The sequence below is a fragment of the Halorussus salinisoli genome (assembly GCA_005239435.1).
GTDB classification, from domain to species: Archaea; Halobacteriota; Halobacteria; order Halobacteriales; family Haladaptataceae; genus Halorussus; species Halorussus salinisoli.
In genome coordinates this window covers 14,146-26,494 of record SZNP01000012.1, presented here as the reverse complement: position 1 = coordinate 26,494, position 12,349 = coordinate 14,146, and the positions used below count along the sequence as shown (strand labels likewise).

Genomic DNA, 12,349 nt, shown 5'->3' with positions numbered 1-12,349 from the left:
AGTAGGGTCCGCGTTGGTGAGCGATTCGGAGTCGCGCCAGAACAGTTCGGCCCCGTCTACGACCGTCAGGGTTCGCGGTCGGGGAGAAGCGTGTTTCCGACGAGTTCCGCAGTCGCGCGACGGAGGTTCTGTGAGACCGCCGAAGTAGAGAGATCGAACGAGTCCGCCAAGTCGGTCTGAGAGACCCTCCGGGGAACCTCGAAGTAGCCGGTCTGGTAGGCGGTCCGAAGGATGCGCTCTTGCTCGGAGTTGAGTCCGTAGTCGTGGTGGCATTCGACGCCGTCGGTGTCCGTAATTCGCTGGAGATTGAGTTCGACGTCGGCGCCGCGGCACTCGCGGACGAAATCGACGAGGGCGTCCCTGTCGGGCAACTCCATTCGGACCATCCACCCGTCGTGGGTGCCTCTGGCGGCGTGAACGTACGCGTCGGCCGCGTCGAACGCGGACAACTGCGCCCGGGCACGGTCCGTGAGGTCCGTGCGATAGATTCGCCGGTCGGCGAACTCGCTGACGAGCGACGACGCCTCGACCGTCGGGTCGCCGGTGAGCGCCTCCTCGAACGCCGGGAGGTCACTACCGAACCCGGCGAAGAAGAACCGGTCGGTACCGAGAATGGGCGACCGTGGCCGAACGTCCGTCTCGGGGGCCTCGGCCAGCGTAGGCGTCAACGGGAGGCCCGGATGCGAGAGTTGGGCGCGGACGAATAGGGTGTACGGTCGGCGAGGTACCTCGGGATCGGGCGGTTCGTCGTCGACATCTCGGCTCATCGCACGGCCACCATGTCTGCTAGTTCCCACACGTGTTCCTATCCCGCGTTCAGCGGTGTCGATCGATTCGCGTTATCTCTACCATCCACTCGGTGCCGTCGGTGTCGGTCGCCACGTCGACCGAGCGCGTCGTCTCGACGTTGTTCCGACTGGCAGTTCGTAGCAAATCCGCCAACGCGGACTCGAACTCTTCGTTCGTCAGGCCGTCCGTGGGAGTTTCTGTCTTACTCACTGTCTCTTCCCCTCGGCGTAGTCGTTCTGGGGAGACTAGTTAAATCGGCCCGACTGTTGAGCGCCGTAAAACGGTTTAGCAACCACATACGTTGCCTGAACCGGGTTCGCTGTTGCCGAACCAGGTTCGCTATCGTCGAACTGGGTCCGCTTCCCTACCGAAGCTAGATTTCGCGGAGATTACTATAAGTACCTGCAAAGACTACTATCCATTGCTTGAATCGTGCAACGACACCTCATACTTAAGTCCGAACGAGAGGAGGTACGGACATAGATGAGTCGGCCGCAGAAATCACCGGATTCGGACCCTCCGAGTCGCTCGTCTCGGGGATTTGAACCGGCGGGGACGACGGGGGACAGACAGGGGTTCGCTCAGCGAATTCGCATCGCTGTCGAAAGAGCCAACACGCCGATTACCGTGAGCAAACTCGCGGAGCAAATACACGCGCCGGACCTCGACAGCGAGTACGGTGACGTACACGAGATGCTGTACCGCGACTACCTCCAGAACCTCGACGCCGAGGGGGTTCTCGTTTTCGACATGGATGTCGGACTGGTGTATTCGGCGGAGTCGGCCGCCGACGGGTCCGATGACGGCTACTCGGCGTAATCGCGAGCGTTCGACGAACTGCCGGTCGGTCGGCAGTGAGAATTCCATCAACTGTTGCGACAACTGTTGCAAGTTCGACCGACCGCGTTAACTGCACGATAGATAAGGGAGTACGGTCCATCTCGTCGAGTGTATCTGGGGGATGAGTCTGAAACTGAACCAAGCCGCACCGGCCTATCGTCGCAATCGTGACGACGACCGGAACCGCGACGAGTGGAGCGACGACCAGCCGTACGAACTTCTCGCCAACGCACGACGTCGTGAGTGCGTTCGATATCTCGCAGGGCGCTCGGCATCGGACGACGTGTCGGTTCGAGAACTCGCGGACGCAATCGCCGACGTACTCGCTGGCGACGAGTCGGCACCCGACAGCCTCCGCCAGAGCGTCTACACGTCACTGAGCCAGCACCACCTCGACAAACTCGACGGCCACGACGTCATCGACTACGACCGCGAGGAGCGGTCGATATCGACCGGGGAGAACTTCGAGATGGTTACGCACGTCTCGGGCGTCTCGGATTCGAGGTGTTGGCACATCGGCACGATTCCGGTCTGTACGAGCACGTTGACGCTTGCGACCCTTCTCGTCACGGCAGTCGCGTTCCCGCAACTGCCGACCGCCGCCGTTATCGGCGTCGCCGCTCTCAATCTCCTCCCCATCGGTCTCTTCGTCCAAGCGCACTTCGGAGATAGAATTCTGTAGATCTGTTTACTATGGATCTATTTAGGGATTTTATTTCCACCCCTATTTTATATGCTTATCTCCATGTGTTAGAAGACTGTTCTTCTATGTCTGGCTTCCTTTTCTCTATGTTTAGTTTCTTTTTCTCTATTTCTGACCTTATTTCCACTTTGTCTGACCTTTTTTCCTCTATATTTGAGCTCTTTCTTCCTATATCTGACTACCCCTTCTACTATGTCAGACCTCTTTTTCAATGTCTGACCTACTTCCCGGTGATTTCCGAGAGGCGACTACTCGGGGTTGTAGATTTTTGTACCTGACTATCATGAAATATAAGTTCCTCTACACACCGAGTTTCCAGTGAATGTCGTAGTTTCGGCCGTTAACACGCCGAGTTCGCGTCAGGTAGGTCACTTTGCGTCGAGTACGTCGACGACGACTTCGGGGTCTTCGAGGAGTCGATGCTCGGTGTACTTGCCCTCCGCACTACCGCCACTTCGGTCGGCCTGTTCGATGACGTCGAGGAACGCGTGTTCCCGGAGGAGGTCCCGAACGCGGCGGGCGGAGAGCGGGTCGACACCGTCTCGGCCGCAGATCCGTTCGTACGCCTCGTAGACGCGGGACGTTCGAAACGCTTCCTCGCCGGTGTGATTCAGCGTGAGACCGGCGAGGGCGCGAAGGGTGTGCTTCGAGTGGGGTGTCGCACCGCGAATGAGTTCCCGGAATCGGTCGTTCTCCGCGCGGTCTCGCGCCTGTTTGACGTACTCCTCGCGGACGGTAGCGTCGTTTTTCGACTGCGCGATTTCGCCAGCGTACCTGAGAATGTCGATTGCTTTCCGGGCGTCGCCGTGTTCCTGCGCGGCGTGGGCCGCCGCCAGCGGAATCGTCCCGTCCTCCAAGACGCCTTCTTCGAACGCGTCGTCGCGGGCTTCCATGATCGTCCGGAGTTGCGTCGCGTCGTACGGCGGGAAGACGAACTCGCGCTCGCAGAGACTCGACTTGACGCGCTCGTCCATCCGGTCCTTGTACTTGATCTTGTTGCTGATACCGATGGTGCCGAGTTTGCAGTGGTCGAGTTTCCCGGCTTCTCCCGCCCGAGAGAGTTGCATGAGAATCGCGTCGTCTTCGAGTTTGTCGATTTCGTCGAGGATGATGACGACCACGTCGTACTCGTCGTCGAGGATTCGCCAGAGTCGCTTGTAGTAAGTGGACGTGGAGATGCCTTTGTCGGGAACGGATATTTCAGTCGCGTCAGTGTTGAGGCTGTTTGCGATGGTCTGGACGGCCTGCGTCTCCGTCGTGTCCTGGGCGCAGTCGACGTAGGCTTTACCCACGGTAATGCCGTCGCGCGCCGCTTCGGAGATGAGTTGCCGCGAGACGTGTTTCGCACAGAGCGACTTTCCCGTTCCCGTCTTGCCGTAGAGCAGGACGTTGCTCGGGGATTGGCCGAAGAGGGCCGGATTGAGGGCGTTTGCGAGCGATTGAATCTCGTCGTCACGACCGACGATGCGGCCGTCGTCGGGGAGGTGGTTTATCTCGAGGAGTTCCTTGTCGGCGAAGACCGGATCCTCGCGGGAGAAGAGGTCGTTAGAGTCGGTCATCGACACCACGTTTCCAGTGAAAGCCACTTATGTTTACCGTTGGGAGACACACACCACGTTTCCAGTGAAATCGTCATTAGCGGCGGTTTAGGTCCAATCGAAATAGAGGTTTCCGTTCATCGGAAGGACAGTACGTATCGGCTGAAATTTACTTCTTTCTCGCTAGAAATTCCGTTCGTTGGTTCCATCTTCCGGTCCTTCGTTCCGTCTTCCGTTCGTTGGTTCCGTTTGCAGGTTCTGTTCGTTGGTTGCTGATTTTGTTCGTTGGTCGCTGGTTCTACCCGTTGGTAGCTACGGGAACACGACGTGAGTATTCCGTAGACGAGTGTCGAGACGGTTCACCGTATGCGACTCGAAATCACACACACCACGTTTCCAGTGAATAAGGGGGAAAACCCCGGGACTTCGGCTGAAGTCATCCGTGACGAGTCACGGATTGAAATAAAATGTGATCTAATCAATGGAATTTACTCAGACCACCCTAATAAAACCACGGGTTCTAAAAGCGTTCTTCGTATGGGACTCGGTGACGATATTCCGGCCAGAACGGACAAAAAACGCCGATGGAACACCTCCGGCAACCCCCGCCCCCGAAAACACCGTTTCACTGGAAACGTGGTGTGTGTCTTCGCGTCCTCACGAACCCGAAGACTTCACCATCACTGACTATCCCGGACGAGCGGAGAATCCACGTTACACGAACCCGGTCGACCACAGACGCCAGCGTCCTCACCGGCCTGTTCGACACCTGCGGCGAGTTCGTGTAACTCCCATACCGCCTCGTGACCGGTTTCCGTGCGATGGTCTTCGATGCAGGACCGTGCTTCCCTGAGCTTCGTGAACGTCGCTTCGAGGTCGCAGTCCGGACACGTGACCGTCGCGCGTTTGCTCGCCATCGAACGAAACAACCGTCGCTATCAAGATAACCTCGTCGGGTCTTCGACCGGGCGTCGTTCCGTGAACTCGACGCCTACGCCGAGTCACGTCTGCTCGCCGAGAACGCCGACCGAGTGCGGCGTCGAAGTAGTCGGTCGTCAGTTCCATCGGAGTGGTCGGTCGTCAACTCCGTCGAAGTGGTCGGTCGTCGTCCCCTGTGGCTGGCTCGTCGTACCTCGTGGCCGTGTTAGCGGGGAGAGGGTGTCAACGTCGCTCGTACGTGACGACCGTCAAGTCGCCCGCCGACCCGCGGTCGATTTCGCGCCACTCGTCGTCGTCCCAGTCGGGAAACCGCGCGTCTCCGGTCGGTCGTTCGGGTACTTCGGTCAACACCATCTTCGACGCGAGGGGGAACGCCTGCTCGTACACAGTGGCTCCACCGATTACGTACGCCACGCCGTCCGTCGCGGCCGCGTTCGCACTCTCTATTGCCTCCGACAGCGAGCGCACGACCTGTACGCCCTTCTCCGATGGCTCCGCGAGCGTCGAACTCAGGACGACGTTCGTTCGGCCGTCTAACGGACCGCCAGTTCGCTCGCAGATGTACTCGTACGTGCGCCGACCCACGACGACCGGCGACCCCATCGTCAGGTCGCGGAAGTGTTTCAGGTCTGCCGGATAGCGCCACGGAATGCCGCCGTCGGCTCCGATGACGCCGTTCTCTGCGACGGCGGCGACTAGGACGAGGTCGAGGTCACTGGGTGGCGCTGTCGTCGATTCCGTCATCGTCGATTCCGTCATGGCTCGCGTTCGAGGGGGTCCGAGTCGAGGAGGTCCGAGCTCCCCCACATTGGTGGAAGAGTACGGTCTGGACCATCTAAGAGTACCGCTTCGGAGTCCATCGCCGAACGTTCCTTCGGAGTCCGAAAACCCACCGTCTCAGTCGTACAACTGCTGGGTAATCGCCCACAGGAGGGCGACGAGCCCGACCCAGAGAACTGCACCAGCGACGCCGACCGTGAGCAATCCGTCGGTACCGAACAGTCCGAATCCGACCCAGACGAGGATGCCGAACCCAGCGAGACCGTTTATAGTCGCTCCCTGAACGGGGACGCTCGCGTCGCGGAACGTCTGGAGGGTGCCGTACGCACCGAGGAGCAACGCCGTGCCGTAGAACAGGAGACCGACGAACCCGCCGAGCGACGTGAAGACCGCCCACTCGGGGACGAAACTGCTGTCCGCTTCCGTCGACATCTTCGTGGTCGTCGGCTGTCTCGCCGCGGTCGTCGCGTTCGCCGTAGTCGTCGCACCCGCCGTAGCCTGAGTCGAGTTCAGTACCTCGACGGAAACCGTCGCAGGCCCGTCACTCTCGATTCCCACGTCGTCCTCCACGAGCAGGGAGGCGGTATGGGTCCCCGGTTTCGTGAACGATACGGTCGCGTTCGGTCCTGCGACGTCCCGTCGCTCGTCGTCGACTACGAACCGATAGGACGTGACACGCCCGTCCTCGTCGCTCGAGCTCACGCCGGAGACGAGGACGGGATTCCCGACCGTCGCGAGACTCGGAGAAACGGTGACGTTCGCGGTTGGCCGGTGGTACCGCGGACCGAACGGCGACTGAGCGATGGGGAGGAAGTCCACCCACCCGCGGCGAGTCACGATCAGGTCGCCGGTTCCCTCCGGGTGAATCGAGGAATGAGTCGGGCCGTCCGGGTCTCCCCAGTAGTTTCGCTCGGCGACGACGGTTCGAGTCGTGTTGACGAGCAGGCGCGTGGTCGTGTTCGCGTCGACGAGCGTTTTGACGTTGACTACCATCCCGCGAGCGTGGCCGTAAACGTCGTTGTTGCGAACGACGACCCCGGAGCGGTGGTCGTCGTCCTTCGGAAGCGTGATGCCGGTTGGAATCTCCTCGGAGAGCGACCGGACCGTGAGCGCGGTCCCGTCGTGTTTCCAGACGTGGCCTCCCTCGTCCGGTCTGAGGACGAGAGTGTAATCGTCTCCGGCCCTTCGTTCGAGGCCGGTTTCGACTTCCGGGTCGTCGATCAGCTCTGCGAGTTGCGCGTTCACGTCCCCCGCCCTGAAGACCGCACCTGCATCGCCCTCTTCCACGACGATGCCAGTCCCGGGACGGTACTCGCCCACGGAGCGAACCGGCGCGTCGTCGCCGTAGGTGTTGTAGACGATGGTGTTGTCGAGAACTCGTGCGCCCAGTGACCCGGCGAGGCGAATGCCGTAGGCGTTCGCGGCCACGACGTTTCCGGTCAGGTCGAGTGTTCCGGCGTGGGTCAGTCGATTGTCGACGTTCAAGCCGACTCCCGCGTTGTCGAAGACGCGGTTCTCCGCGATCGAGAGGTTGTGAACCACGGTGTTCGTCAGGACGGAGAGACCGTGGCCTCGGTTCTCGGCGAGTCGGTTGTCAGAGATGCGACTCTCCCGAACTTGTTGGGAGACCAATTGGATTCCCGACTCGCCGTTCGCCGTAATCTCGTTCCCGCGAACCGTCACGTCCCTCAGTCGCCCGGACTCGGCCACCACGGAGACGCCGTACCGGTCGTTCCGCGAGAACGTGTTGTTCACGACCGTCAGCGAGACGTCCTGGTTGACGTACCGCCCGTCGTGTCGGACGCGAAGTCCGGTCGTACTCCCGGTGACGGTGTTCGAGGCGAACGAAACGCGGTCGACGATTCGGTTGCTCGCTACGAAGGCGATGCCCGCGTCGGCGTCGGCGATGCGATTTCCGCGGACGTCCAAATCGTCGACTCCTTGCGTCGCGATTCTGATGCCGTCGGCTTCGCCGCCGAGCGCGGAGAGACTGTTCCCGTCGAGGCCGACCGAATCGACTCGCTCTCCGCGAATCGAGATACCGGACCCGCGTACGTCCGTGAACGAGTTCTCGGCGATTCGAAGTCGATGGACCGCGTCTGCGGCGACGAACACGCCTTGGTCCTCGATAGCGTCGAACGTCGATTCCGTTATCGAGAGTCGAGTGGCGTGACTCCGCTTCGAGTCCCCACTCGTTCGATGCCGGTCGCCGGACGTTCGGACGTCGAAGGGAATCGTCGTCTTCGCCGTCTGCTCGACGCCCTTCCGCTCGAAACTGACTTCGACCGGGTACGTTCCGTAGGTTCGCGGGTTGCGCACGTCGTCGTAAACTGCGACGAGCGACGCGTCGGCCGGAACCGTGACCGAACGGTCGAACGTTATCTCGTAGGCGTTGCTCTTCGGCTGGCCGACTGACTCGATTAGCGACTTCAGCGACCGGTCGACCTGTTCGTCTCCGTCCGTGTCGATACCCAGTTGCAGAATCGCGCTTCGGTCGACTCCGCCGACGTCGCCGTGTCCGAGATACGAGACTCGCAGCGCGTCCATCGTCGTATCGGCGGCGGGCGTGAGGGTGGTCTTGTGCATCGTTCGTTCGCCGAGTTCGCTCGTCCGGGAGACGACGCTCGATTCTCGTACGGCCCCCGTCCCGGGAGCGAAGGCGATGCCTCGCTCGCCGATGTCGGTGAACTCCGATTCGTCGACCGTAGTCCTCGGCGTCCTCGTCACGTCCGCTATCCGAATCCCGTTCCGACTGACGTTACGGATAGTCGCCTCGGTCACGTCGATTCGTCCGACCCCGCTATCGACGGTAACTGCGTTCGTCGCGTTCTCTATCGTTACGTGCGAAAGCGAGAGGCGAGACTCGGACGTTCCGTCGTACCGGATGGACGCCCAGCGAATGTGCGCCGGGGCCTGTGTCGCAGTCGTGAACGTGATCGGTTCGTCCGCAGTTCCCTCGGCAGTCAGATTGCCTTCGACCGTAATCGTGATGTCCTCCGCGGGTTGGACGGTCGTCCCGGGTTCGATGCCGAGCGTCGCTCCTTCCTCGATGGTGACGTCTGCCGCGATTCGGTAAGGACCGTCCGCCGCCGACCACGTCGTATCTTCGGTGACGTCGTGTTCGACGTACGTCACGCCACCGGTTCCCCCGACAGACGTGGCTCCCGCCGAGAGTCCGAGACTCAACACGACGAGAGACGCGATGAGTACCCGAGTCGACACGTATCTCACAGTTGCTTTTCAGAGATATGAGACATAAATCATGCCCTTCGCGGCACGTCGTACTCGGCGAGTAACGTCGTATTCGGCAGCGACTTCTTCTATAACGGCCTCAGAGCTCCCCCAAGTGACGCCACGAAACAGTATCTCTAGACAGGTTTCCGGTCAGTAATACTGGCTAGAAACACTGGCCAGTATTACTGTTCAGTATTATTGGTTGGTGTTTCTGGCCAGTGTTGTTGGTCAGTGTAATTGGGCAGTGTGGCTGATTAATTTGATTGGGTTGTCTGACGGAGATTTTTATGGGTCCGGTGCGACAACTCAGTCGATGATTTCGTACACCGTCTGGAGCGAAGCGGGGGGCGTCGGCAAGACGACCCACTCGGTCAACCTCGCGGCGGCCCACGCTCGCCGCGGCCAAGACGTACTCGTCATCGACATGGACCCGCAGGACGGTGGTCTCACCCACCACTTCGGCGCGGAGGATTACCGAGCGGACCCGGAAGTGGACAATCTCGTGCGCCACCTCGTCGAGCGCCCGAAAGGCGACTTCGACGATCTCGTTCGCCGCGTCGAGGACGGTATCGACCTCGTGCCGAGCCACAACATGCTCGAATCGCTCGAACGCAATCTCTCGCGAGCGGGGAAGATGGAGGAGGACATGCACGACGCGAACTACCGGTGGCCCAAGGAGAAGCAACTCCGGCGCGTACTCGCGGACGCCGACGTGCCCTCGAAGTACGACGTGGTCATCGTAGATCCGCCCGCGACGGTGGGACAGCACATCTACAACGCGGTCTACGCCACCTCGAACCTCCTGATTCCGGTCGAACTCTCGCCGAAGGGCAAACAGAGCGTCGACGGTCTCCGCGACGTGGTCGACGGCATCGAGGAGACCCTCGGCGACATCGAGGTCGGCGTCCTCGGCGTCGTCCCGAACAAGGTCTCGGACACCAACCTCCAGCAGGAGTACGAGCAGAAACTGGACGAACAGGACCTCCCCGTGGCACCGGTCTCGATTCGGGAGCGGGGGTCGATGCTCAGCACCGCGTGGGAGAACCAGGTCAGCGTCTTCCGACTGGCCGACAGCGACGACTACCGCGACCTCCGCGACTACGAGGAGGGGACGCTCGACAAGTTCGACGAACTGGCCGCTTACGTCACCCGTCAGTTCGAGTCGCCAGAGGAGGTCTCGGCATGAAGTCGGGCGCTTCCGACCCCTTCGCCGACGACACCGACGTCGACGATACCGACGCCGACGACGAATCGACGGATGCGTCCGACTCGAAATCTGCGGATGGAACCGATTCCGGGGAGTTGGGAACCGATTCGACGGCTGCGACAAGTTCTGAGGCGACGACCCGGGACGGTGAATCGGATAGTAATACCGAGCAGTCTGACCGGACAGACGAACCAAACAGTAGTACCGGTCAGTCAGACCAGACGGGGAGCTCGGACAGTAACACGAAGCAGTCGAACTCGGAGGCCGAACCGACCAGCACCACCGGCCAAACTGACCGAGAAGAGTCATCGAGCAGTGACGCTGTGCAGTTCGACCGGTCGGACTTGCCGTACGTCCTCCGGCGGGACAAAGTGAAGGACGAACGCGACGACGTTCACCAACTGTTCGTCCGGTCGGACACCGACGAGACCGAAGAGGGCGCTCGCCGAGACCTCGAGGACCGCTTCGAAGAGAGCGTCTACAAACTCGACGCTCGGGAGGCGATATACCTCGCGGGCATGCAGAACCTCGACGACGCCGAGGCGGTCCTCCGCGAGTGGGGTTACGACCTCTGAACCCGACCCGTTCGGTTTCGCACGCGAGAGACAACCATATGGGTACATAAACAATATTTATATGTCTTTAGGAAACCTGAATGCTTCTCACACCGAGTTTACTCGGCAACGACCGAGCGCACGCCCGCGTCAGCTACCGACGCGGTCGAAACGGTCCCCTGAATCCCACTCGCCTTCCGGACGAGTCTGGATATAGCCGAGTTGAGTTTATCACTTTCTCCCTCTCGTCCCTCGTTATCTGCTGCAGCGCGCCTTGGACCGGAACAGTCCTTCCAGGTCGTCGCGCATCTCCTCGCGGCGTCGCCGACGACGCTCGTCCTCCGAGAGGTAGTTCTTCAGTACGACCGACGCGTCGTCGCTGCCCTGCTCCTCGGCGACGGCCGAGACGCGCTCGGCGACGCGCTCGACCGCCCGCGTGTACGTGGTGTACCAGAACCGCCGCCCGAACTTGGGCGTCGGCGTTCGGTCACCGACCGTCACGTCTGCTTCACAAGCGAGGTTCTTGAACCGGCGGCGCACCGTCTCGGTCGTTACGTGTCCCGCCTCGGCGATTGCCGAGGGAAGGAGATACCCGTTCCAGTTCTCGCGGTCGGCCAGCACGTCGGTGCGGTCTCGAAGCACGTCGAGACCAGCGAGCAACGTCACGGTCCCCGGCCCGTTCTTGCGTTCGCCCTCGCCGAACTCGATATACGGGTCGTCGATCGGGTCGAACGAGTCGGGTAGCTGGTCGACGTGGAGCGCCGCGACTTCGCTCGGGCGCAACCCCCACCCGCAGACGCCGACGACGAGCAAGCGGTCGGCGAGCGTCTCGGCCGTCACGTAGAGGCTCCGCACCTGGTCGGCGTCGAGACTCGGATTGTCCCAATCGGGCGTCACGTCCCATCCGAACCGCTTTTCGAGTTTCTCCGTGGGGTCGTACTGCGCGGGACCGAAGGCGAGTTGGTGCTTGTAGAACTGCCGGACCTCTTGGGCGTACTTTTGCTTCGAGGCAATCGTCGTGAGCGCGTCGTCGCGGCGTCGAAGCACGTCGAACGCGTCGGCGACACGGTCCATCTCGTCGGACTGCTCGGTGGCGTCGAGGAGCGGCGAGAGGAGGTCGTCGGTGTCGTTCACCTGCTCGTACGTCCGGAGGTACTGCCGGAGGACGGACCGGCGCGTCGAAACCGTCGCGGCGGCCCGGCCCCGACGGTCGGAGAGTTCCGCGAGGTACTCCTCGATGGCTTCGCGGGTCGCACCGTGGCCGACGAACGCGAACGGCGCGCCGTCGCCGTCCTGCTCGGGCGGCATCCCGCACTCGTCGTAGAAGTCGCCGGGCGAGAGGTCGAACGACCGCTTCAGATGCTTCACGAACCCGGGGAACTTGCGATTCAGCCACGCGTAGCTCGGGGTTTCGCGGTCCGGGTCGAGGTCGGCGGCCCGCATCTCTGGCGCGATCTCGTCCTGGTAGAACGTCTCGCAGTCGTCGCGGTCCATCGTCGCGTAACGTGTGGTTTCGGTGTTCGACATGAGTTCAGGGTTCGAGGGCAGGGGTTCGCGCCGTCTCGGCTTCGCCTCCTGGCTGAAATCGCGGAGTAACGGGCGTGCTTCGGCGACCCCCGATTGTAACCCTCGCTGTTTCGACGCGTAGAGCGTTTCTTTCGATATACTTAGTGTTTGTCTTGCGCGGTTTTCGCGTGTGGAAACCCAGAACAGACGACTCTCGGGCAGAAACGCGCCGAAAACTGATAAAGCACATTTCGGTATA

General features: G+C 61.3%; 11 protein-coding genes. 4 read left to right on the top strand and 7 right to left on the bottom strand.

The genetic code is table 11. The annotated features are described in order from the left end of the window. Window positions 1-65: 65 nt before the first annotated feature. Both E2484_RS24450 and E2484_RS24445 read right to left on the bottom strand, forming a co-directional pair. The gene (locus tag E2484_RS24450) at window positions 66-767 is read right to left on the bottom strand and encodes a helix-turn-helix domain-containing protein (protein WP_137287814.1); all 702 of its coding nucleotides are present in this window, start codon (window positions 765-767) and stop codon (window positions 66-68) included. Window positions 768-816: 49 nt separating this feature from the next. Further along, window positions 817-999 (bottom strand): hypothetical protein, encoded by a 183-nt coding sequence (locus tag E2484_RS24445; protein ID WP_137287813.1) that lies wholly within the window; start codon window positions 997-999, stop codon window positions 817-819. Between the two features lie 273 nt (window positions 1,000-1,272). Here E2484_RS24445 and E2484_RS24440 point away from each other — a divergent pair, with 273 nt between their 5' ends. Together E2484_RS24440 and E2484_RS24435 are read left to right on the top strand one after the other, a co-directional pair. Then, entirely contained in the window at window positions 1,273-1,608 is a 336-nt protein-coding gene (locus tag E2484_RS24440; RefSeq protein WP_137287812.1) for a hypothetical protein, read from the top strand. Window positions 1,609-1,750: 142 nt separating this feature from the next. Next, window positions 1,751-2,311, top strand: a complete 561-nt coding sequence (locus E2484_RS24435; protein WP_137287811.1) for a DUF7344 domain-containing protein — start codon at window positions 1,751-1,753, stop codon at window positions 2,309-2,311. Window positions 2,312-2,700: 389 nt separating this feature from the next. On the opposite strand, the gene E2484_RS24430 is transcribed toward E2484_RS24435, so the two are convergent. The 4 genes from E2484_RS24430 to E2484_RS24415 form a co-directional block, all read right to left on the bottom strand. Further along, complete coding sequence (locus E2484_RS24430) at window positions 2,701-3,891, bottom strand: orc1/cdc6 family replication initiation protein (protein WP_137287810.1); 1,191 nt, start codon at window positions 3,889-3,891, stop codon at window positions 2,701-2,703. Window positions 3,892-4,550: 659 nt separating this feature from the next. Next, window positions 4,551-4,787, bottom strand: coding sequence for a DUF7542 family protein (locus tag E2484_RS24425; protein WP_137287809.1), 237 nt, complete (start codon window positions 4,785-4,787; stop codon window positions 4,551-4,553). 244 nt (window positions 4,788-5,031) lie between these two features. Further along, window positions 5,032-5,568: a dihydrofolate reductase gene (locus tag E2484_RS24420; RefSeq protein ID WP_321113152.1), complete on the bottom strand. Its 537-nt coding sequence runs from the start codon at window positions 5,566-5,568 to the stop codon at window positions 5,032-5,034. A gap of 138 nt (window positions 5,569-5,706) precedes the next feature. Next, the gene (locus E2484_RS24415) at window positions 5,707-8,811 is read right to left on the bottom strand and encodes a right-handed parallel beta-helix repeat-containing protein (RefSeq protein ID WP_137287808.1); all 3,105 of its coding nucleotides are present in this window, start codon (window positions 8,809-8,811) and stop codon (window positions 5,707-5,709) included. A gap of 325 nt (window positions 8,812-9,136) precedes the next feature. On the opposite strand from E2484_RS24415, the gene E2484_RS24410 reads away from it, so the two are divergent. Beyond that, a complete protein-coding gene (locus E2484_RS24410; protein WP_137287807.1) occupies window positions 9,137-10,009 on the top strand; it encodes a ParA family protein in 873 nt (290 codons plus the stop codon). Then, the gene (locus tag E2484_RS24405; RefSeq protein ID WP_321113149.1) at window positions 10,006-10,605 is read left to right on the top strand and encodes a hypothetical protein; all 600 of its coding nucleotides are present in this window, start codon (window positions 10,006-10,008) and stop codon (window positions 10,603-10,605) included. The genes E2484_RS24410 and E2484_RS24405 overlap by 4 nt, the downstream gene beginning before the upstream one ends. 234 nt (window positions 10,606-10,839) lie before the next feature. On the opposite strand, the gene E2484_RS24400 is transcribed toward E2484_RS24405, so the two are convergent. Further along, window positions 10,840-12,111 (bottom strand): integrase, encoded by a 1,272-nt coding sequence (locus tag E2484_RS24400; protein ID WP_321113147.1) that lies wholly within the window; start codon window positions 12,109-12,111, stop codon window positions 10,840-10,842. Between the last annotated feature and the right edge of the window lie 238 nt (window positions 12,112-12,349).

What these genes read in the sequence shown, in the direction of transcription:
- E2484_RS24450 (WP_137287814.1), bottom strand. Translation starts at nt 767, where the DNA reads ATGAGCCGAGATGTCGACGACGAACCGCCCGATCCCGAGGTACCTCGC.
- E2484_RS24440 (WP_137287812.1), top strand. Translation starts at nt 1,273, where the DNA reads ATGAGTCGGCCGCAGAAATCACCGGATTCGGACCCTCCGAGTCGCTCG.
- E2484_RS24435 (WP_137287811.1), top strand. Translation starts at nt 1,751, where the DNA reads ATGAGTCTGAAACTGAACCAAGCCGCACCGGCCTATCGTCGCAATCGT.
- E2484_RS24430 (WP_137287810.1), bottom strand. Translation starts at nt 3,891, where the DNA reads ATGACCGACTCTAACGACCTCTTCTCCCGCGAGGATCCGGTCTTCGCC.
- E2484_RS24425 (WP_137287809.1), bottom strand. Translation starts at nt 4,787, where the DNA reads ATGGCGAGCAAACGCGCGACGGTCACGTGTCCGGACTGCGACCTCGAA.
- E2484_RS24420 (WP_321113152.1), bottom strand. Translation starts at nt 5,568, where the DNA reads ATGACGGAATCGACGATGACGGAATCGACGACAGCGCCACCCAGTGAC.
- E2484_RS24410 (WP_137287807.1), top strand. Translation starts at nt 9,137, where the DNA reads ATGATTTCGTACACCGTCTGGAGCGAAGCGGGGGGCGTCGGCAAGACG.
- E2484_RS24405 (WP_321113149.1), top strand. Translation starts at nt 10,006, where the DNA reads ATGAAGTCGGGCGCTTCCGACCCCTTCGCCGACGACACCGACGTCGAC.
- E2484_RS24400 (WP_321113147.1), bottom strand. Translation starts at nt 12,111, where the DNA reads ATGTCGAACACCGAAACCACACGTTACGCGACGATGGACCGCGACGAC.